22 protein-coding genes and 1 riboswitch are annotated in these 19871 nt (G+C 49.7%); of the genes, 10 read left to right on the forward strand and 12 right to left on the reverse strand.

Annotated features, from left to right (window positions below):
- Together KNO94_RS06870 and KNO94_RS06875 are read left to right on the forward strand one after the other, a co-directional pair.
- Positions 1-792: an endonuclease/exonuclease/phosphatase family protein gene (locus KNO94_RS06870; RefSeq protein WP_214778414.1), complete on the forward strand. Its 792-nt coding sequence runs from the start codon at positions 1-3 to the stop codon at positions 790-792.
- Positions 793-909: 117 nt separating this feature from the next.
- Positions 910-2088, forward strand: a complete 1179-nt coding sequence (locus tag KNO94_RS06875) for an MFS transporter (protein ID WP_015880465.1) — start codon at positions 910-912, stop codon at positions 2086-2088.
- Between the two features lie 35 nt (positions 2089-2123).
- Here the strand turns inward: KNO94_RS06875 and KNO94_RS06880 are convergent, their stop codons facing one another.
- Positions 2124-2828, reverse strand: coding sequence for an alpha/beta hydrolase (locus KNO94_RS06880; protein WP_214742612.1), 705 nt, complete (start codon positions 2826-2828; stop codon positions 2124-2126).
- 73 nt (positions 2829-2901) lie between these two features.
- Here KNO94_RS06880 and KNO94_RS06885 point away from each other — a divergent pair, with 73 nt between their 5' ends.
- The gene (locus KNO94_RS06885; protein WP_214778416.1) at positions 2902-4167 is read left to right on the forward strand and encodes a purine/pyrimidine permease; all 1266 of its coding nucleotides are present in this window, start codon (positions 2902-2904) and stop codon (positions 4165-4167) included.
- A gap of 22 nt (positions 4168-4189) precedes the next feature.
- Here KNO94_RS06885 and KNO94_RS06890 read toward each other — a convergent pair whose 3' ends face one another.
- The 4 genes from KNO94_RS06890 to KNO94_RS06905 are packed head-to-tail and all read right to left on the reverse strand — an operon-like array spanning position 4190 to position 7143.
- Positions 4190-4582, reverse strand: a complete 393-nt coding sequence (locus KNO94_RS06890) for an RDD family protein (protein WP_214778418.1) — start codon at positions 4580-4582, stop codon at positions 4190-4192.
- Positions 4579-5226: an NAD(P)H-binding protein gene (locus KNO94_RS06895; protein ID WP_214778420.1), complete on the reverse strand. Its 648-nt coding sequence runs from the start codon at positions 5224-5226 to the stop codon at positions 4579-4581. The genes KNO94_RS06890 and KNO94_RS06895 overlap by 4 nt, the downstream gene beginning before the upstream one ends.
- A 34-nt stretch (positions 5227-5260) precedes the next feature.
- Positions 5261-6565: a nucleobase:cation symporter-2 family protein gene (locus KNO94_RS06900; protein WP_214778422.1), complete on the reverse strand. Its 1305-nt coding sequence runs from the start codon at positions 6563-6565 to the stop codon at positions 5261-5263.
- Positions 6562-7143 carry a xanthine phosphoribosyltransferase gene (locus tag KNO94_RS06905; protein ID WP_074034982.1) on the reverse strand — a complete coding sequence of 194 codons (582 nt, stop codon included), beginning with the start codon at positions 7141-7143 and terminating at the stop codon, positions 6562-6564. Before KNO94_RS06905 ends, KNO94_RS06900 begins: the two co-directional genes overlap by 4 nt.
- A gap of 76 nt (positions 7144-7219) precedes the next feature.
- A riboswitch (purine riboswitch) is annotated at positions 7220-7321 on the reverse strand.
- Positions 7322-7447: 126 nt separating this feature from the next.
- Here KNO94_RS06905 and KNO94_RS06910 point away from each other — a divergent pair.
- The 3 genes from KNO94_RS06910 to KNO94_RS06920 are packed head-to-tail and all read left to right on the forward strand — an operon-like array spanning position 7448 to position 10818.
- Positions 7448-8056, forward strand: coding sequence for an NAD(P)-dependent oxidoreductase (locus KNO94_RS06910; RefSeq protein ID WP_214778424.1), 609 nt, complete (start codon positions 7448-7450; stop codon positions 8054-8056).
- A 60-nt stretch (positions 8057-8116) separates the two neighbouring features.
- Entirely contained in the window at positions 8117-9670 is a 1554-nt protein-coding gene (locus KNO94_RS06915) for an ABC-F family ATP-binding cassette domain-containing protein (protein WP_015880457.1), read from the forward strand.
- Between the two features lie 20 nt (positions 9671-9690).
- Positions 9691-10818 carry a DUF418 domain-containing protein gene (locus KNO94_RS06920; RefSeq protein ID WP_214778426.1) on the forward strand — a complete coding sequence of 376 codons (1128 nt, stop codon included), beginning with the start codon at positions 9691-9693 and terminating at the stop codon, positions 10816-10818.
- Between the two features lie 90 nt (positions 10819-10908).
- Here the strand turns inward: KNO94_RS06920 and KNO94_RS06925 are convergent, their stop codons facing one another.
- The 5 genes from KNO94_RS06925 to KNO94_RS06940 form a co-directional block, all read right to left on the reverse strand.
- A complete protein-coding gene (locus KNO94_RS06925; RefSeq protein WP_214778428.1) occupies positions 10909-11838 on the reverse strand; it encodes a manganese-dependent inorganic pyrophosphatase in 930 nt (309 codons plus the stop codon).
- 94 nt (positions 11839-11932) lie between these two features.
- Positions 11933-12061, reverse strand: a complete 129-nt coding sequence (locus KNO94_RS15360) for a hypothetical protein (protein ID WP_285800741.1) — start codon at positions 12059-12061, stop codon at positions 11933-11935.
- A gap of 97 nt (positions 12062-12158) precedes the next feature.
- Positions 12159-12440 (reverse strand): HesB/YadR/YfhF family protein, encoded by a 282-nt coding sequence (locus tag KNO94_RS06930; protein ID WP_074034990.1) that lies wholly within the window; start codon positions 12438-12440, stop codon positions 12159-12161.
- A 67-nt stretch (positions 12441-12507) separates the two neighbouring features.
- Positions 12508-13467 (reverse strand): LacI family DNA-binding transcriptional regulator, encoded by a 960-nt coding sequence (locus tag KNO94_RS06935; RefSeq protein ID WP_214778430.1) that lies wholly within the window; start codon positions 13465-13467, stop codon positions 12508-12510.
- 10 nt (positions 13468-13477) lie between these two features.
- On the reverse strand, positions 13478-13711 hold the full coding sequence (locus KNO94_RS06940) for a hypothetical protein (protein ID WP_214778432.1): 234 nt from the start codon (positions 13709-13711) through the stop codon (positions 13478-13480).
- 245 nt (positions 13712-13956) lie between these two features.
- Between KNO94_RS06940 and KNO94_RS06945 the strand changes: the two genes are divergently transcribed.
- The 4 genes from KNO94_RS06945 (at position 13957) to KNO94_RS06960 (ending at position 18301) form a co-directional block, all read left to right on the forward strand.
- On the forward strand, positions 13957-15240 hold the full coding sequence (locus KNO94_RS06945; RefSeq protein WP_214778738.1) for an NCS2 family permease: 1284 nt from the start codon (positions 13957-13959) through the stop codon (positions 15238-15240).
- A 228-nt stretch (positions 15241-15468) separates the two neighbouring features.
- Entirely contained in the window at positions 15469-16206 is a 738-nt protein-coding gene (locus KNO94_RS06950; RefSeq protein ID WP_074034994.1) for a (Fe-S)-binding protein, read from the forward strand.
- Positions 16203-17609 (forward strand): LutB/LldF family L-lactate oxidation iron-sulfur protein, encoded by a 1407-nt coding sequence (locus KNO94_RS06955; RefSeq protein ID WP_214778434.1) that lies wholly within the window; start codon positions 16203-16205, stop codon positions 17607-17609. The genes KNO94_RS06950 and KNO94_RS06955 overlap by 4 nt, the downstream gene beginning before the upstream one ends.
- On the forward strand, positions 17609-18301 hold the full coding sequence (locus tag KNO94_RS06960; protein ID WP_214778436.1) for a LutC/YkgG family protein: 693 nt from the start codon (positions 17609-17611) through the stop codon (positions 18299-18301). The genes KNO94_RS06955 and KNO94_RS06960 overlap by 1 nt, the downstream gene beginning before the upstream one ends.
- 36 nt (positions 18302-18337) lie before the next feature.
- Here the strand turns inward: KNO94_RS06960 and KNO94_RS06965 are convergent, their stop codons facing one another.
- Together KNO94_RS06965 and KNO94_RS06970 are read right to left on the reverse strand one after the other, a co-directional pair.
- On the reverse strand, positions 18338-19369 hold the full coding sequence (locus KNO94_RS06965; RefSeq protein WP_214778438.1) for a DUF4097 family beta strand repeat-containing protein: 1032 nt from the start codon (positions 19367-19369) through the stop codon (positions 18338-18340).
- Positions 19366-19686, reverse strand: a complete 321-nt coding sequence (locus tag KNO94_RS06970) for a PadR family transcriptional regulator (RefSeq protein WP_074034162.1) — start codon at positions 19684-19686, stop codon at positions 19366-19368. The genes KNO94_RS06965 and KNO94_RS06970 overlap by 4 nt, the downstream gene beginning before the upstream one ends.
- Between the last annotated feature and the right edge of the window lie 185 nt (positions 19687-19871).

Raw genomic sequence — 19871 nt, forward strand, 5'->3', positions numbered from 1 at the left:
GTGAATATTTTAACGCTCAATTGTCACGCCTGGTTAGAAGACCGTCAACAAGAAAAGATCGATGCCATCGTCGAACGTATTGCGAGTGAAGAATACGATCTCATCGCACTCCAAGAAGTCAATCAACATAAGGAGGCGCCACTCATCTACGGAAACATCCGTGAAAACAACTTCGCACACGTCCTCGTTGAACGTCTGAACGAGTTAGACCTTCACTATCACATGACTTGGGATTTCGCCCATTACGGCTATGATATTTACGAAGAGGGCGTTGCCATCTTGTCGCGCACACCGTTCCTGTCGACCGAGTCATTCTTCGTATCCAAGACAACGGACCCAGACAATTACAAGTCCCGCAAAATCGTTAAAGCCGTGATTGAAGGTCATGAAGCTCCAACGACCGTCTACTCGTGTCACCTCGGCTGGTGGCATGACGAAGAAGAGCCCGTGAAACATCAACTGGATGAACTATTACATCGCGTCGAGCACGACGACCACGCGCTTCTACTCGGTGACTTCAATAACGACGCCTTCATCCGAGGTGAAGGATACGATTATTTGATGGAGAACGGACTTCAAGACTTATTCCATCTCGCAACAGAACGCGAAGGCGACGCGACCGTACAAGGAAAAATTGCAGGATGGGATGAAAACAAAAAATCGCTCCGCATCGACTTGATGTTGACGAATGCACCCATTCACGTCTCCCGCCATGCTGTTGTCTTCGATGGGGAGAACGGCCTGGTCGTCTCCGACCACGCCGGTGTCGAAGCCACTGTGTTTTGGCGCTGATTCACCTTTTTCTTCCCACTTGGGAGAAAAGGGTTTTTCTTTTGGAGAAAATCTTGTAACGTGATAGAAGACTGATGTCTAACTACTAATGAATGAAACAGAAAGAAGTGTTTGAACATGAAGACAAGCTCGCTCAGTCGAAGCGACTGGACTTTAGTTTTATCCCTATCCTTATTAACCTTCGTTCTCGGAACGAGTGAATTTGTCATCGTCGGGATATTACCCGACATCGCAAGTGGTCTATCTATTTCCATTGCGACAGCAGGAAGTCTCGTATCGGCATTCGCGATCAGTTTCGCCGTCGGTACGCCAATCACGATGTCCTTGACGAGTCATCTTCCAAAGCGTAAATTAATGCTCGGTTTGACGATTCTCTTCACCGTCCTGAACTTATTGAGTAGCCTCGCTCCCATGTATGAATGGTTACTCGTCTTACGCATGCTGACGGCCGTCGTCACAGGTGTCTTGATTTCGCTTGCCATGCTTGTCGCCAGCGAAAGTGTCCCTCCAGCAAAACGGGGTGTGGCCGTGTCCTTTATTTTCGGTGGATTCACAATGGCGAACGTGTTCGGGGTTCCGATTGGGACGTTCATCGGACAACAGGCAGGCTGGGAGTCAACGTTTTGGTTGACGACTCTGCTCGGTGCAGTCGCCTGGATTGCCATTTATCGTGTCTTGCCAAATCAATTGTCTCAAGAAAAAGCATCACTCCGTGAACAAATGGCACTCTTGACGAACCCTCGCATCTTGATCGCCTTCTTGATTCCGGCATTCGGTTTCGGGGCGACATATGTCGTGTATACGTATCTCGTGCCGATTTTAAAAGATGTCCTCGGTGTACCGGTCGCTTGGGTCAGTCCGATTTTATTCGCATACGGCTTCATCTCGATTTTCAGTAATATCGCTGCCGGAAAGATCGCCAGTCACAATCCGATTGGACGCTTACGATTCGTCTTTCTTGTCCAGGCGTTCGTCTTGGCCGCTTTATTCGTGACGACGTCGAATGTGACGCTCGGTCTCCTCAATATCGCCCTCATGTCGTTCATGGCGATTTTATTGACGACATCGACACAAATTTATTTGATTGATTTGGCGGAGAAGTTCAATCCGAACGCCAAAGGTCTCGCCTCGTCGCTCATGCCCGTGGCGAGTAACGTCGGGATTGGGCTTGGTTCCGCTCTCGGTGGTGTCGTCTATGCGACGAGCCCCATCATGACGCTCGCACTCGTCGGCGGTCTGGTCGCACTCGTTACGGCCGGATTGACCGCAGTCAGCTATTCGCTCGATCAACGCTAAAACGTGCGCACCTCGATGAAGGTGCGCACGTTTTTTCATAACCATTCGAGAATTGCTGATAATACTTCGTCGAGTTGTTCTTTCGATGTGAGCGGACTTTCCTGATCGCCTTTTTGAGGACCATACATTCCGAAATTCGCATGATTCCCGTCTTTAATTTGTACGAATTGACTATCGTCAGGTAGGTCGCTTCGACTCGCCTCGATGTCTTCTGGGACAGCTAATCCATCCAACTCACCCGAGATGGATAGCACGCGTAAGTCACTATCGACCATCGAGCTGATCGGATATGATGCAAGGAAAATGACACCTTCCACTAACTCTTGATGCTCAAGCGCGTAACCCGATGCCGCTGAACCTCCGAGTGAATGACCGGCTACGATCCAACGTTCAATCTCCGGATGTGCTTCGATGATGGGATCGGCTGCGTCGATATCTAAAATACCTAAATTGAGACGAAGCGATGGAATGGCAACGAAGTATCCTTCCTCGGCCAAACGTGTTCCATAATACGCATACGCCTCTTTCTCTACTTTCGCCCCAGGGTATAGAATGACACCGACCTCACTCGCCGTGTCTCCAAACTCGAGACGGTTGTCGACCACTTTCCCCTCTTCCGCATACTGGGTCGCTTCATCGGTCGGTCCATACGTAAACTGTGTCCAAATCAAAAAGCCAGCTACCGCGACAAGGAGCAATCCTACGATTGTGAGTGCGGTCCACTTGAAGAATTTCTTCATTATATAGCCTCCATTTGCATCCACTTCACCATAACGTTACACTAATAAGAAAAAGTATGATCAGGGGGACACCATGACCAAAAGTAATGTAACCACGACGATTCAGTGGTTTATTTTTATTTTAGCTACAAATATTGTACCACCACTCTCCATCGCCGCCTTGTTTGAACTGTCACCAGATGAGACGATGACCTTCATATCCCGCTCACTCTTCATCTTCGCACTCTTCAGCATCATCCAGACGATGCTCGGCCATCGCCTCCCTATTCTCGAAGGACCTGCCGGCATTTGGTGGGGCGTCTTCACCTTATACGCATCCATCGGTCCCGCCTTATATGGAAGTCAACAAGAGACGCTACAGGCACTCGGATTCATGCTGTTTTTGAGCGGTGTGATCGGTGTGTTGCTGACTGTCACCGGTATCTTAAGACGCATGCTCTCCCTCTTTACACCACAAGTGCTTGGCGTCTATATGATTTTACTCGTCCTCCAATTATCAGGAGCCGTCATTAAAGGTGGCTTTGGGGTGACGGAAGACGGAATCAATGTCGTCCAAGCTGTCGCTACGGCAGGGCTCGTTTTGTTCGCGCTCACACTCGAACAAAGTCGCTTCAAACAATACGGACTCGTCATGACACTATTCGTCGGGTTCGGCTTGTTCCATTTACTCGACCTTGGAAATCCAATCGTTCGTTCAGAATCCTTCTTCCTCGTACCGGAACTGCTTCCGTTCGGGAATTGGGTGTGGGATTGGAACTTGTTGCCGACGGCTTTCGTCATCACCTTGCTTCTCATGACAAACGTCCTTGCGAACATCAAGTTGATTGAGCGCATCGTCAGTTCTCGCGAAAAACGAGAAATCAAAGGGAACGTTCCCGCATCGGGTGTCGCCAGTGGCGTCAGTCAAATCGTGGCCGGTCTGTTCGGTACACCGGGTCCTGTCGCCATCTCCGGGACAGCTGGTTTCCTTTCTTCGACGGAGAGCGTCCAGCGTGCTCCGCATTTGATTGCCCACGCCCTCATGATGGGGTTAGCACTCATCGGTCCATTCGTCTCGTTGATTGCAAGTATCCCGGCTGCTGTCGGTTATGCGATTGTGACTCCGCTTATCGCGACGATGATCATCATCGGAATCAATGAGGCCGCCTTCGAATTAAAACAATCGACGGCCTCACTTACGGTCGGTCTCCCACTCGTCATCGGTGCCGGGGCGATGCTTCTGCCACCCGGTTCCATGAATGACCTGCCACCGCTCCTTGCGACCGTCTTTTCGAATGGACTCGTCCTCGGAACAATCGTCGCCTTAACGACTGCCATCTTAAGTAAAATCAAGGATTGAAAAAGAACTGGCCATATATCGGTCAGTTCTTTTCACGTACATGCATATGGTAACGGGCATCGTGCGGTAACACGGCGCCGTCTTCTTGTTCGAAATGTGCACGGTCTTTCCAATAACGAACGACTGACGAAGTATCACGGTGTAGGGCGCGCTGTAGTGCTTGTTTCGCCGTGACAGGCGTTTCGTCATCGTTTTTCAATTCAAGCCCCATCAGTTTATAGCCGATGGTTTGTCCGCCTCGACTCATTTGGCAGGCTTCCATGGCGTATGCCAGCAGTGTCGGTGTGATGACCGCATGCACGAACTCGTTCTTTACTTTCTTTCGTACGAGTTGTTCCACGCCAACGCTGACGAGACCTGCAATGATACTATCAATCAAGACGGCTTTCGTTCGCTTTTTCGTCAATGGAGTCATCGGCTCATCCTCTGCATCATCCCTGACGTCAACACTTCGACCCCTTCGCCTTCTTCAGATGCCATGATCAAGGCACGGGCGACATGCAGTGCTTGAATCGGTGCGACTTCAGGTGCCTTTTCCATTAACCATGGTTGGAACGGTCGACTGAGAACTTCAGCCGTTTTCTCTCCGAGTCGGAATGAATCACGTTCCCCAAGCAATAAAGACGGACGTGCGATAATCAAATGGTGGAAGTTGAAGATCCGTAACGCATTCTCAAGCTCCCCTTTTACCCGATTGTAAAAGAAGGATGAACGTAACGATGCACCTTGCGCCGATACGACCGCATAGCGTGTTGCACCATGTGCCTTGGCGATACGAGCGACTTCAAGCGGCAGCTCTAAATCGACTTGTCTGAACGCTTCTTGCGAACCAGCGACCGCAATTGTCGTACCGAGGGCGCAATACGCGTCGTCGATATGCGGAAGGGACGCATCCATTTCCTCGAACCCGACGACTTCATGTAGCTTCGGATGGCTCCAACGCTTCGAGCGACGGACGACAATCCAGACGGCATCATAACGATCACTTTCTAACAACTGTTCAACCAATTCGCGGCCAATCAATCCGGTCGCGCCTACGACAAGTGCAGTTTTCCCCATTCAAGACTCCTCCTCGACTACTATTTCCTTCAGTCTAGCCGACTTGTCGTTCCTCGGCAATGATTGTCCCGGGACGGAAACGGTCCATCATACGGAAGAATCCGTTCAATAATAGTGCTGTGAAGGAGCCTGCCACGATGGCACTATCTGTGAACAATTGAAGCCATTCCGGCATATTGGCGACGATGGCCGGATTTGCTGTAATACCGAGTCCGACACCAATCGAGAGTGCAATGGTGATCAAGTTCTCGTTTTTCGAAAAATCGACCTGGCTCAGAATCCGAATCCCGGAAGCGGCGACCGTTCCGAACATGACGAGCATCGCCCCACCTAAAACAGGCTTTGGAATCAATGTCGTGAATGTGGCCACTTTCGGGAGGAACCCGAGCAAGATGAGTAACCCACCTGTCCAGAAGATGACACGGCGCGATTTCACACCTGACAATTGAACGAGTCCGACATTTTGACTGAACGTCGTGTATGGGAAACTGTTGAAAATCCCTCCGAGAATCGTCGCGACGCCTTCCGCACGATACCCTTTCGTTAATTCTTTTGCACCGATCGGCTTTTTCGTGATGTCACTGAGCGCCAAGAACACGCCGGTCGATTCAATCATCGAGATGATGGCAACGAGCGTCATGACGAGAATGGCAGACACATCGAATGTCGGCACCCCAAAGTAGAACGGTTGAACCATTTGGAACCAACCCGCTTCCCGGACAGGACTGAAGTTCACGAGACCGAGCGAAGCAGCAACCCCTGTTCCGATGAGGACGGCAAAGAGGACGGCAGCGGCACGCGTGAAGACGGTCCCGACACGGTTCAAGACGAGAATGAGTAAAATCGTTAAGCCACCTAATCCGAGATTCTGCATCGATGCGAACCCTGGTTCACCCGGCATCCCGCCACCGATGTCATTGATGGCGACCGGAATCAGCGAGAGACCGATGATCGTCACGACCGAACCGAGCACGACCGGTGGAAAGAAGCGCGCAAGTTTCCCGACAAATCCAGAAATGAGGATGACAATGAGACCGCTCGCAATCAACGCACCATAAATGGCAGTGATCCCGTTCGCGCTTCCGATGGCGATCATCGGACCGACCGCCGTGAACGTGCATCCGAGGACGACCGGCAATCCGACACCCGTAAAGCGTGTCGTCCATACTTGTAATAACGTCGCCACCCCACACATGAATAAATCAATTGCGACGAGATAGGCGAGTTCGGTTGGACCAAGCCCGATGGCACCCCCGACGATGAGCGGAACGATTGCCGCTCCCGTGTACATCGCGAGTAGATGCTGGAATCCTAGACTAGCTGTCTTGAACGTATTCATCGAACGACCTCCACGAACGAGATATGATCTTTCTCTAATTTCGCAATGCGTGCCAACGATTCGACGCGATAGCCACGCTCGATCAATTTATCGCGCCCTGGTTGGAATGACTTTTCGATGACAATCCCAACGCCCGCGACCTCTGCACCTGCCGCTTCTACGAGTTGTGTCAGTCCGAGTGCCGCTTCCCCATTCGCGAGGAAGTCATCGATGACAAGAACACGTTCGCCTGGTAAGACGAAGCGTCGGCTCAAGCTGATGCGGTTCGTCTCTTGTTTTGTGAACGAATAAACGTCCGCTTCCACGAGGTCGTCTTGGAGTGTCAGCGATTTTCGTTTACGCGCGAATACGAACGGGATGCCCATCTCAAGCGCCGTCATCATCGCCGGCGCAATCCCACTCGATTCGAGTGTGACGATGCGGTCTATTTGAGCGTCTTTGAAACGTTCTGCGAATTCTTTACCGATGCCTTTCATGAGTACCGGGTCGACCTGATGATTCAAGAAAGCGTCGACTTTCAACACTTGGTCGGAAAGGGCCCGACCTTCTTCACGGATTTTGTCTTCTAACTGCTTCATTGTTTTCCCTCCAATAAAAAATGCGATTCGTCACCCCTCATCGGGAGGCAACGAACCGCATGGAAATCAACGATAGCATACGACAAGCGCCACCCGTAGTCGAACCATTTACGGTAGTTCGGTAGAGACTTGCGGACCATATTTCCGCTGATATACGAGTGCGAATCTATTTTTCTAAGATAGACCTTATTGTAGACGAGCTGAAGAGAAATGCAATAGGTTGGAATCAAACGGTGAAATGTTCGATTTTTCTGAAACTGCTGTATACTGTAGATATTGGATATGAGAGAGGAGCCCTGCCCTTATGAAGTTATTCGTATTAGGCGCAACCGGTCGGACCGGACATCAATTCATCGATCAAGCCATCGAGCACGGTCATGACGTCACCGCGTTCGTTCGTGAACAGAAAAAGTTGATTCGGACGCCACAACTTGAAATCATCGAAGGCGACTTATATGACATCGATGCATTGACGGAAGCAATGCATGGTCACGATGCGGTTGTCAGCTGTCTCGGTACGGATTTAAGCGACCCGGACTTTTTAGCGAGTGTCACAGACAAACTCGTCCCGGCGATGAAAGCGAACAACATCTCACGTATCATCTATCTCGCTTCAGCTGGAATCGACAATGAAATTCCGGGACTTGCGGGGAAAGCCATTACGTTCATGCTCCGGAAACCGCTCCGTGATCATCGCGCAGCCGTGGACTTATGGCGAAATTCGTCATTCGATTATACGATTGTACGACCGATGCAATTGACGGACGGTCCTCGCACCTCGACATATCGCACGACCATCGATGAAGTGCCAGAGAACGGGAAGCACATCTCACGGGCAGACGTCGCCCAGTTCATGCTTCATACGATTGAAGAACAGGAACACGTACGAGAGTCGGTCGGACTGGCGTACTAATTTGATCCAATTCATGCTACAATATCGGGTAGTTTACTTTGAAAGGAACGAAAACGAATTATGAGTATATTAACGGTACAAAACTTGAGCCACGGCTTTGGTGACCGCGCTATTTTGAACGATGTCTCTTTCCGCCTCTTAAAAGGGGAGCATATCGGTCTCGTTGGAGCAAACGGTGAAGGAAAATCGACGTTCATGAACATCATCACGCGCAAGCTGCAACCGGATGAAGGGAAAATCGAATGGGCGAAAAACGTCCGTGTCGGTTACCTCGATCAACACGCAGTACTTGAGCGCGGGATGACGATTCGGGACGTCTTGAAAGGTGCTTTCCAATACTTGATCGACATGGAGACGCGCATCGGCGAACTCTACATGGAGATGGGTGACGCGACACCGGAACAGATGGAAGACATGCTCGCTGAGGTCGGTGAACTTCAAGAGACGCTCGACTCGAACGACTTTTATATCATCGATGCGAAAGTAGAAGAAGTCGCACGTGGTCTCGGTATTTTAGACGTTGGTCTCGATCGTGACGTCACGGACTTATCAGGTGGACAGCGTACGAAAGTATTGCTCGCGAAGTTGCTTTTAGAGAAGCCAGATATCTTGCTCCTCGATGAGCCGACCAACTATTTGGATGAAGTGCATATCGAGTGGTTGAAGCGCTACCTCCAAAACTATGACAATGCCTTCATCTTGATCTCACACGATATCCCGTTCTTAAATAGCGTCATCAACTTGGTCTACCATATGGAAAACCAAGAGTTGAACCGCTACGTCGGCGACTATGACAAGTTCATGGAAGTGTACGAGATGAAACGCTCGCAGCTTGAAGCCGCCTACAAGCGTCAACAAGCTGAAATCGCGGATTTGAAAGATTTCGTTGCCCGAAACAAGGCGCGTGTGTCGACACGAAACATGGCGATGTCACGTCAGAAGAAACTCGATAAGATGGATGTCATCGAATTGAGTGCGGAACGTCCGAAACCAGAATTTCGCTTCTTGCAGGCACGTACGTCGGGACGACTCATCTTTGATGCGAAAGGTCTTGTCATCGGATACGACGAGCCGCTCTCACGTCCGCTCGACCTCCAGATGGAGCGCGGTCAGAAGATTGCCCTCGTCGGAGCGAACGGAATTGGGAAGACGACTCTCTTGAAGAGTCTGCTCGGCTTGATCAACCCGCTTGAAGGAACCGTCGAACGCGGTGAGTTCCTTGAGATGGGTTACTTCGAACAGGAAGCAGCATCGAGCAACAACACATGTATCGAAGAGATTTGGAGCGAGTTCCCGTCACTCAACCAACAACAAGTACGCGCGATGCTCGCGAAATGCGGTCTCATGACGAAGCACATTGAAAGTAAAATCTCTGTCCTCAGTGGTGGGGAAAAGGCGAAAGTACGCCTGTGTAAACTCTTAAACAACGAAACGAACTTGCTCTTACTCGATGAGCCGACGAACCACTTGGACGTCGACGCGAAGGAAGAGTTGAAGCGTGCGTTGAAAGAGTACAAGGGAAGCGTCCTCCTCATCAGTCACGAACCAGAATTCTATGAGGATATCGTCACAGACGTCTGGAACTGTGAATCATGGACGACGAAAGTATTCTAACTCAGTAAAGGACGTGTCGTATGGCTGGCCCAATTCAAACGAATGAACGGATTATTTTGTATGACATTATCCGAGGGTTTGCCCTCTGCGGCATTTTCCTCGTCAATATCCCAAGCATGCTCGGGAGCGACTGGATATTCGGTCGTCCCGACTATTATGGGAGCGACTTGTTCGTCCGTACGCTCTTCGATTTGTTCGTGCAGACGAAGTTTTACACGATTTTCTCCCTCCTATTTGGGATCGGCTTTTCGATTTTCCTCGAGCGTTCTTACGCCCGAGGTGAATCGGTCAGTCGTTACATACGCCGTATTGCAATTCTTTTCTTATTTGGACTCGCACACTTGGCGATTTGGTCAGGCGATATCCTCCATACGTACGCGATGTGGGGCTTATTGCTTCCCCTTTTCTATAAGTTGAGCAACCGTTCCATTCTGACCTGGGCATGGGGACTGTTGATTGGAAGTATCCTGCTCTTATATGGAACTTCTGCATTGAATGAATGGAGCGTGGGCGGAACCTATTACAGCGGTATTCCGTTCCCTGATGTATTCAATCAAGGGTTTGGCGCCTGGTTCGATTATCGATATTCTGTTGAGATCTTTAATGCCTTCTCCAACTCTTTCGTTGTCGGCTTCGAGATTCTCAGTCTGTTCTTATTCGGGCTGTACATCGGACGCGAACGAAAACTCCTGACGTGGCGTCTAGAAGGCTTAATGCGAACGGCCATCATCTGCGCCGTCCTCGCCCTCCCATTCTTCGGCGTGATCATTTGGCATCACTACGGTGAAGGGTATCCATACTTTTGGCTGAACTTGTTCGCCGTCTTGATTTCCGGGAAGTTACTCGCCACGACTTACGTCTGTCTGTTCACGGTAGCCGTTCGTAAAGGTCGTACGTTCGCGCCGCTTCAAGCGCTCGGCCGGATGGCACTCACGAATTATTTGACGCATACACTGATCGTCTTCATACCGGTGATCGCACTCGGGGCATACGGGGCGCTTTCTTTAACCGAAGGCTTATTCCTCAGCATCGGGATCTTGATTGTCCAGGCGTTCTTCTCGATGTGGTGGCTGAAGAGTCACCGTTATGGACCGTTCGAAAAACTATGGCGTCTCGGAACGTACGGGCGACAAACAAAATCATCGTAAGATCGGACTTCATCGTCCAGTCTTTTTTTTAACAAAAACTGCAGACGATTAATCGGCTGCAGTTCCGCTCGAGGCATTCGCTTCGAGTTTTTATTTTGTTGCCGCTTCTGTTAAAACAGGCACGATTTGCTTCTTACGCGAGACGACGCCCGGAAGTGTCGCTAATCCGTTTTGAAGCGTGACGTTGAACGCTTGTTCGAAGAGTTCTGGTTTTGGTCCGACGACGATGGCTTCCGAATCGTTCGTTAAAATATTCGTGATGGCGAATACGAACAAGTCTAAGTTTTTCGCTGCAACCGTGTTGGCGATTGCGGCTTCGACTTCCTCTTTACGGTTCAAGACATCGTTCGCATCGACCGTGTTCACTTGCGCGATTTCAACACGATAGTCGCCCATTGCGAACTCTTTCGCATCGAGTGAGATGAGTTCTTCAATCGTTTTTTGACTAAGGTCTGCCCCGGCTTTGAGCATCTCAAGTCCGTATGCTTCTGCATCGACGCCAGCAATCTCAGCCAGTTCTTTCGCGGCTTTGACGTCTTCATCCGTGCATGTCGGTGATTTAAAGAGAAGTGAGTCCGAGATGATAGCTGAAAGCATCAAACCGGCCATGTCCGCTGCGATTTCGACACCATGCTCTTTATACAACTTCAACAAAATCGTCGCCGTACAGCCGACTGGCTCTGCACGATAGTAGAGTGGGTCTGCCGTTTGGAAGTTTGCGATGCGGTGGTGGTCGATGACTTCAAGGATTCGCACGTCCTCGATACCATCCGCACTTTGTTGAAACTCGTTATGGTCGACTAAGATGACTTCTTCGGTCTCACCTTTCACGCTTTCAATCAAGCGTGGTGCTTTTACACGGAAGTGATCGAGCGCATATTGTGTTTCCCCGTTCACTTCACCGAGACGGACTGCCTCTGCGTCCATTCCTAATTTCTTTTTCAACTCGGCATAGGCGAGCGCTGACGTGATTGTGTCGGTATCTGGATTTTTATGTCCGAAGACTAGTACTGTACTCATGTCTCATTCTCCTCACTAAATAGTTTTCCCTTATCCATTATAACGTCCACGGCATTTCTTTCAATTCCCCAAACAAAAAGAGCCGTGTCGGCTCTTAAGATTGTTCGTCTTCATCTGTCTCTTCGAGGTCGGAGTGATCTCCTTTCGAATCTTCTTCATGGGAGATGTCCGGTTGATCTCGTTTCAACTTTTCTTCTTGCTCACGCTTTTCTTTGTCTGACATATCGTGTCACCCTTTCGAAAATCCGACTTGTCGTAATCTGTTCCCCAAGCCAGATTTCGTCAAACGATATTTCATCAAACGTAAACAAACTGAAACGTCAGGCTTGCACGAAGACGATTTCTTCTCCGCGAAGTTCGACTTTCACGTCTTGTCCTTGGAACAACCATTCATCTTGTTCCGCCACGACGAAACGAATGCCGTCTTCTTCGGTCTCAACAGCCGCATTGTTCACGTCTTCCGTGATGACCCCAACGGAGAAACCGTGCGTCAAGTCTGTCGAACCCCCATATTTTGCAAACAAACGAACCGTTTGGCCCGCTTCGACTTCCATTTCTTCTTTAAACCATTGGAGCGCTTCTTCTGTTACTTGAATCTTCATAACATCTCCTCCTCTCGACTACTCCTTTCATTCTAAACGTTTCAAAAGAGTCGAGCGAGGATGTTGCCTAAAGTGTCATTCCCGCTTGGTAGCTGACAGTCATTCCGTGAATCTCTGGGATGGCTCCATTCATCTCAGCGAGCGTCGTTTCAAACAGGCGACGACCAATCTGTTCATTCGGGGAAAGCATCGTCGATAGTCCGAATGCCTGACCGATCGGATGTCCGTCAAACCCGAGCATGGCGACTTCCTGAGGAATCTTGATGTCTCGCCGTTGCATCTCTCCTAAAAATCCGAGGGCGACATAATCGGACGAGAAAAAGAGCGCTCGAGGACGCTCTTTTTGAGAGAGGAACGCTTCAGCTAGCCGAATACCGTCCTCACTCGTCAAATAGCCCGTCCAAATCCATTGCTCACGCGCATGCGCTACTTCATCGAAATAGGCTTGCTGACGCGCAAGGGAACTTGGACTATGGCTTCTTGACAAGATGATTCCAATCTCTTCATATCCATGCTCCTGTAGCACATGAATACCTGATACGAACGACGCGTAATGATCGACATGGATCGACGAGATCGTTTCCGGTGCACCGACGGTCGCCACAGCAATCGGTCCATACGCGCGATATGTCTCCATTTCCTTAAAGGACATCTCATGAGACAAGACAATTGCCCCATCGACTTCACGATGTTTCAATAAATCGAGCGCTTGTCGTTCCTCGCTCAACTTATACTCCGTCTGCCACATGACGAGCCGGTAATCGTGCTCGAGCGCCGCCTTGGCAAGCCCATTGACGAAGAAACCGTAATACGGATGATCCATATAAGGTAGGATGACGACGATTCGTTGCGTCTTCCCTGTCGACAACGTCAGTGCCTGTTGATTTCGCAAATACCCGAGTTCTTTCATCGCTTCGTGGACACGGGTCCGTTTTTCTTTCGATACGTACGGATGCTCGTTCAAGACGCGCGAAACCGTCGTCACCGAAACGTCAGCGTGCTTTGCGATATCTCGAATGTTTGCCATTCATCTCACCTCAACTTGTCAGTCTTTGCATATAGTGTACCCACTCTGCTTGCTGACTGTCACCTCTTTCGATGACTTGAGAACGAATCGCTTGAACGAGACGGAAGCGCTCTTCTAACGGCAGATGAAGAAACTCTTCACGGAAACGGGTACACAACATTTTTCCAAACGGTGTATACAACTGATTGATGACGAGCTCGTATACGATTCCACTGCACCATGTCTTCCACGTTGTCGATTTCATATCGGTTCCACTCCCTTTGTCTATACCGTATCTTCTGAAACGCGTTTCAGAGCAAGCATCTTTTTAAAAAAAGTTTATTTCCGAACATTATTTGTCTTCAACTTTCATTTTTCATGTTTTTTACTCAAAACAATTGACGGGAATCAAACATTTTTGTATAGTCATCAAGTTGATAACGTTAGTTTAAACATTTTTCTCAATTAATGTTCGGAAATAGACCGAAACAAGGAGTTATATCGATGAATATTTTTCAATTGAAACAACATGGTACGAATGTTAAACAGGAAGTGACTGCTGGGATCACAACTTTCGTGACGATGGCGTACATCTCTGTCGTCAACCCAGCGATTCTATCTGACGCAGGGATTCCGTTCGCACAAGCATTCACGGCGACAATCATTGCCATCCTCATCGGGACTGGCTTGATGGCGTTTTATGCGAACTTACCGATCGCTGTAGCACCCGGGATGGGGCTCAACGCATTCTTCGCTTACACGCTCGTCGCTCAAGAACAGATTGCCCCGTCCGCCGCACTCGGCGTCGTCTTCGTCTCGTCCGTCTTCTTTTTAATCTTGTCGCTCTCTCCGATTCGGACGAAGTTGATTCAAGCGATTCCGACATCGTTGAAGCATGCCATCACGACCGGAATCGGTCTGTTCATCGCTTCACTCGGATTAAAACTATCAGGCTTAATCGTTGCGGATGAAGCAAACTTAGTGCGTCTCGGTGACGTGTCTTCTCCAGAAGTACTACTTGTACTCGGTGGTTTGATTGTCTCGGCACTTCTCTTCTCACGAAACGTACCCGGTTCTTTACTCATCGGAATGGTCCTCACCGGGATTACGGCGTACTTCATGGACATCTTACAAATCGACGGTGTCACGGCGATGCCGACGCTTCCCGAGGGACTCATGGTCAACCCTGTGACGGCATTTAGTGATGTCATTCAATACGGATTGTTCGGGGCCGTCCTCTCGTTCTTCCTCGTCACATTGTTCGATACGACAGGTACGCTTGTCGGTGTAGGAAAACAGGCCGGTCTCTTAAAAGAAGATGGAACAATTGAGAATGGTCACCGTGCACTCTTTGCCGATTCGCTTGCCACAATGGGTGGATCATTCGTCGGAACGAGCCCGTCTACGGCATACATCGAGTCTGCTGCCGGTGTCGCGCAAGGTGGACGTACAGGTCTCACGACGGCCGTCGTCGCTGGTTTATTCGGATTGACACTCTTCTTCAGCCCACTTATCGGCGCCATTTCTGGCGTAGCGGCAATCACAGCTCCCGCCTTGATTATCGTCGGTGCACTCATGTTGACGAATGTCCGGTACATCGACTGGAGCGACTTTAGCGAATACTTCCCGGCTTTCATGACGATTTTGATCATGCCTTTGTCAGGAAGCATCGAACGCGGCATCGCCTTCGGGTTCATCTTGTATCCGATCTTCAAAGCGATGAACAAAGAGACGGTTCACCCGCTCATCTACTTGTTCGGCGCACTCTTCATCTTGGAAATGTTCTTCCTATAAGTTAGACAGAAAATCCTCGTCATGTGTCGAGGATCTTTTTCTGTTATACGTTCTCCTTAGCTGTTTTATATCAGAAAAGAGATGAATATCTGTTCAGTGAGATACATTATCAATTAGACAGGATTTTACAAATAAATCAGTTTTTCTCCCCATTTTCCTGTCACTTTCCTACGCTTTATGAAATAATGACGTTGAAATCGCTATCATCAGAAGAAAGAAGGAATGGCTATGCCGAATGTAGCTTTATTCGTCACTTGTTTATCTGATACGTTGTTTCCATCCGTCGGACAAGCGACAGTCGAACTACTCGAACATTTAGGGTGCGAGGTGACGTTCCCCTTTGAGCAGACGTGCTGTGGGCAGCCTGCCTACAACAGCGGCTATCATGAGGAGACGAAAAAGGTTGCCAAGCACATGATTGAAACGTTTGAACAAGCAGATGCAGAATATATCGTCGGACCATCGGGGTCGTGTGTCATGATGATGCGCGACTACCCTCATTTGTTCCAAGATGATCCAGTATGGGGTCCTCGCGCTGAAGCGCACGCCGCCAAAACGTTCGAACTGACGCAGTTCATCGTCGATGTGCTCGAAGTCACTGATGTCGGTGCTAAATTTCCAGCCAAAGCGACCTATCATGCGTCTTGTCATATGACCCGCCTCCTCGGAATCGAAGCGGCTCCCGGAAAGTTGCTCGGAAACGTCGATGGACTGACGATGGTTCCCCTCGCGAACGTACATAACTGTTGTGGGTTCGGCGGGACGTTCTCCGTCAAGATGCCAGACGTGTCGGTACAAATGGTAGATGAAAAAGTCGATTCAATCTTACAGTCAGGCGCAGAAGTTTTGATCGGAGCGGATGCTTCATGTTTGATGAATATCGGCGGACGTCTTCATAAACAAGGACATCCGATTAAAGTGATGCATATTGCTGAAGTCTTAAACGAAGGAGTGAAGCAAGCATGAGCATAGGGATTCGCTTAGATGAGAAGTTTCAAGATCGACGAAAAGATGGAATCGAAGATGCGTTCATGCGGCAGGCCGTCAGTTCGGCTCAAAACCGTCTACGGGATGGCCGGTTAAATGCCGCGGGTGAACTTGGGGACTGGGAAGCGTTCCGTGACCACTCGGAAGAGATTCGTCAACATGTGCTAGAACATCTGGATTATTACTTATATCAATTGAGCGAGAATGTCTCAAAACGTGGTGGAAACGTCTTTTTCGCAGAGACACCGGAAGAAGCGAACCGCTACATCCGAGAAGTCGTCCGGTCGAAACAAACCAAACATGTCGTGAAATCGAAATCGATGGTCACGGAAGAAATCGGCTTGAACGAGGCACTTCAGGAAGAAGGATGTACCGTCGTCGAGTCCGATCTTGGGGAATGGATTTTGCAACTCGACGAAGACCCACCGTCTCACATTGTCGCCCCGGCTCTGCATAAAGACCGCAACGCTGTGCATGAGACGTTCACTGCTCACGGCTATACCGGTTCAAACGATCCGACTGAACTCGGTCGTTATGCGCGTCAAGAACTGCGCAAAGACTTTTTGAAAGCAGAAGTCGGCATCACCGGCTGTAATTTCGCCATCGCAGAGAGTGGAGCCGTCGGGCTTGTGACCAATGAAGGGAACGGACGCATGGTGACGTCGCTTCCTGATACGGTCATCTCTGTCATGGGGATGGAACGCGTCGTCCCGTCTTATGAAGAGTTCGAAGTACTCGTCAACATGCTTTGTCGAAGCGCGGTCGGTCAGCGACTCACGTCATACATCACGACGTTCGCCGGGACGCGCGCGGTCGGCGAAGTTGATGGACCAGAAGAGTTCCATCTTGTCATCGTCGACAACAAGCGTTCTGGTATTTTAGGGACACAGTTCCAATCGGTGTTGCAATGCATCCGTTGTGCGGCCTGTATTAACGTTTGTCCCGTCTATCGCCATATCGGTGGTCACGCGTACGGGTCGATCTATCCAGGTCCGATTGGTGCCGTCTTGGCTCCGCTTCTTGACGGATATGAGAACTATAAAGAACTCCCCTATGCATCGAGTCTCTGTGGCGCCTGTACGGAGGCGTGTCCTGTAAAGATTCCGCTGCATGAGCTGTTGATTGAACATCGACGCGTCATCGTAGAGGAGAAAAAGCAATCACCTTTCGTGGAGCGGATTGCGATGAAAGGATTTGCCGTCACCGCTTCGAGTCCATTCTTATTCGAAGCAGCGGAACATGTCGCACCGTTTGCGACATCACCATTCGCTACCTCGGGTCAGATTGAGAAAGGGCTACCGGCTTGGACGGACTCGAAAGACTTGCCGCAGCCGAACAAACAGACCGTCCGAGATTGGTTCAAGAAACGGGGGAATGCCTGATGAATCCTGGTACAATCACAAACCGTGAGGACTTTCTACAACGAATCGCCAAGCAACTCGGTCGTGAGGTAAAGCTCACGCCGCCAAAACGGGAATATACTCATCGTCCGCAAGATGAGGTGTTGAAAGGCGCGAGTGAAGAAGAGCTGCTCGAGACGTTCCGCATGGTCGCGACCCGAATCCATACCGATTTGGTGGAATGTGAATCTGCGAAGCTTGATGATACGCTTCGCCTCTTGATTGAACGCTATGATGGAACAAAGATTCTTGCGGAGAACGATGCACGAATTTCCGCTTGGGCACCTACAACAAGTGAGACGTTTGCCTGGTGGGATTCGTCACAATCCGAAGCGAGTCGAGAGCTGGCCATTCGAGCGGACATCGGAATCACGATTGCGGATGCGGCATTTGCGGAAAGTGCGACAATCGTCCAATATGCGAAGCCTGGTAGATCACGGACGATCAGTCTGTTACCGCAAGACCATATCGCAATCATCCCGAAATCTGTCCTTGTTCCACGTATGACGCAAACAGCACAACAACTCGCCACACTCGACCGAGACGGTCTCCATTCCCCGAACGGTGTCAATTTCATCTCTGGTCCGTCGAACTCGGCCGACATCGAGATGAACCTCATCGTCGGCGTTCATGGTCCTGTTCGAGTCGCCTATGTGTTAGTGCATGACCGATAAATAAAGTCCCACCATCAATTGATGGTGGGACTTTATTTATCCTGATACCGTGACGCTCCCGTTTGAGCTTGTCAACTTCACTTCAATCGATCCGTCTCCAAATACGCATTCTTTCGAACGCTCCCCGAATACATTGACTTTCCCGTTTCGCGACTTCGCTCGGATTGTAACATCGTCCGGACGCTCGTCGACTTGTAAGTCAATCTTCCCGTTGTTCGTTTTCAACCGAATTGGTGATTGAATCGATTGAACACTACAGTCAATTCGTCCGTTAGAGGTTTTGGCATCGATGGCTCCCTCGACATGATTGACATCGATTCGACCGTTCGAGGAATGGATGTTGATCCGCTCGAGTCGAGAATGTTTCGCTTCGACGCGACCATTTGAGGAATGGAGCTCCCAGTCGTGACCGTTGCAACTCGATGCGACCACTTTTCCGTTCGAAGTGCGCAGGACACCCTGTTTCGCTTGAATCTGATGCGCGACGATTCGACCGTTCTCACTCTCCACATGGAATCGTTCCGCTTGGAGATCTTGTACATCACTCGAACCATGACGATTCTTCAACTGAATCTGATGATAGGCGTGATGTGGTAATTCCACTCGAAGTACTGGTGCCTTCGACCCAAACCATGAGAACAGGTCCGAAAGACCGAAACGACGTTCGGATTCAATGCGAATCTCCAACGTATCCCCAACGATATCCATCACGACCCCGTGATCGGTCTCTGTTTCAAGCGTCGCATAAGCGTATCCGTCTTGTGATGGAGTGACGAACACCTGCGCATGCTGTACTTGAATGAGAACACTTTGAAAGGCTACGGTCGAGCTTTTGACAACCGCAGGCGGTCGCGTCGAGACCGATTCTTCAATATCGACAGAGGCGAGCAATTCCGATGCGAGTATGCTCGGTTCCCCTAACTCACGTGCCAGTTCTTCGTCACTTCTTCCTTCTAGTCGACCACTCGTGAAATATTCCGATACGTCTCGTAAAATATCAAGCCGATCTTTCACCTTCACGTTCATCAATAATTGTTCGAGCTCTGACAAGTACTGTTCTTCATTCATCTGTCGTCTCCCCCTCGGATTAAGTCATTAACACCGTTCGTGAATACATCCCATTCCGTTCGCAGTTCAGCTAAGTGTGTTCGCCCTTGCTCCGTAATCTGATAATACTTCCGTGGAGGGCCTTCTCCGGATTCCATTAAATACGTTGTGAAATAACCCTCTGTCGTCAGTCGACGCAACAATGGATAGACCGCGCCCTCTGAAATGGCTACTTTGGCTGAAATCGCTTGGACGAGTTCATAGCCGTAGCGGTCTTGTTCCGCCACAAGCGCCAGTACACAAAGGTTGAGGACGCCCTTTTTAAATTGAGGATTCATCATCCCACCCCCTACTATACATAGAACAATAGCATACTATCCACTACTGTTCAATGAACAATAGTGTTCATTACCTTGATTTCTCAATATCTAGCATCTGAAGAGTTGAATCTGTACAATGAAAGAACGACACTCGTAGAATATTAGTCACAGTCGGAATGTTCATCATTCTAGGAAGGAACGGT

The sequence above is a fragment of the Exiguobacterium sp. s22 genome (assembly GCF_018617455.1).
Taxonomy (GTDB): domain Bacteria; phylum Bacillota; class Bacilli; order Exiguobacteriales; family Exiguobacteriaceae; genus Exiguobacterium.

Bases quoted from the DNA above. Each gene is read 5' to 3' on its own strand.
- KNO94_RS06875 (WP_015880465.1), top strand. From the start codon at position 910: ATGAAGACAAGCTCGCTCAGTCGAAGCGACTGGACTTTAGTTTTATCC.
- KNO94_RS06880 (WP_214742612.1), bottom strand. From the start codon at position 2,828: ATGAAGAAATTCTTCAAGTGGACCGCACTCACAATCGTAGGATTGCTC.
- KNO94_RS06885 (WP_214778416.1), top strand. From the start codon at position 2,902: ATGACCAAAAGTAATGTAACCACGACGATTCAGTGGTTTATTTTTATT.
- KNO94_RS06890 (WP_214778418.1), bottom strand. From the start codon at position 4,582: ATGACTCCATTGACGAAAAAGCGAACGAAAGCCGTCTTGATTGATAGT.
- KNO94_RS06895 (WP_214778420.1), bottom strand. From the start codon at position 5,226: ATGGGGAAAACTGCACTTGTCGTAGGCGCGACCGGATTGATTGGCCGC.
- KNO94_RS06900 (WP_214778422.1), bottom strand. From the start codon at position 6,565: ATGAATACGTTCAAGACAGCTAGTCTAGGATTCCAGCATCTACTCGCG.
- KNO94_RS06905 (WP_074034982.1), bottom strand. From the start codon at position 7,143: ATGAAGCAGTTAGAAGACAAAATCCGTGAAGAAGGTCGGGCCCTTTCC.
- KNO94_RS06910 (WP_214778424.1), top strand. From the start codon at position 7,448: ATGAAGTTATTCGTATTAGGCGCAACCGGTCGGACCGGACATCAATTC.
- KNO94_RS06915 (WP_015880457.1), top strand. From the start codon at position 8,117: ATGAGTATATTAACGGTACAAAACTTGAGCCACGGCTTTGGTGACCGC.
- KNO94_RS06920 (WP_214778426.1), top strand. From the start codon at position 9,691: ATGGCTGGCCCAATTCAAACGAATGAACGGATTATTTTGTATGACATT.
- KNO94_RS06925 (WP_214778428.1), bottom strand. From the start codon at position 11,838: ATGAGTACAGTACTAGTCTTCGGACATAAAAATCCAGATACCGACACA.
- KNO94_RS15360 (WP_285800741.1), bottom strand. From the start codon at position 12,061: ATGTCAGACAAAGAAAAGCGTGAGCAAGAAGAAAAGTTGAAACGAGAT.
- KNO94_RS06930 (WP_074034990.1), bottom strand. From the start codon at position 12,440: ATGAAGATTCAAGTAACAGAAGAAGCGCTCCAATGGTTTAAAGAAGAA.
- KNO94_RS06935 (WP_214778430.1), bottom strand. From the start codon at position 13,467: ATGGCAAACATTCGAGATATCGCAAAGCACGCTGACGTTTCGGTGACG.
- KNO94_RS06940 (WP_214778432.1), bottom strand. From the start codon at position 13,711: ATGAAATCGACAACGTGGAAGACATGGTGCAGTGGAATCGTATACGAG.
- KNO94_RS06950 (WP_074034994.1), top strand. From the start codon at position 15,469: ATGCCGAATGTAGCTTTATTCGTCACTTGTTTATCTGATACGTTGTTT.
- KNO94_RS06955 (WP_214778434.1), top strand. From the start codon at position 16,203: ATGAGCATAGGGATTCGCTTAGATGAGAAGTTTCAAGATCGACGAAAA.
- KNO94_RS06960 (WP_214778436.1), top strand. From the start codon at position 17,609: ATGAATCCTGGTACAATCACAAACCGTGAGGACTTTCTACAACGAATC.
- KNO94_RS06965 (WP_214778438.1), bottom strand. From the start codon at position 19,369: ATGAATGAAGAACAGTACTTGTCAGAGCTCGAACAATTATTGATGAAC.
- KNO94_RS06970 (WP_074034162.1), bottom strand. From the start codon at position 19,686: ATGAATCCTCAATTTAAAAAGGGCGTCCTCAACCTTTGTGTACTGGCG.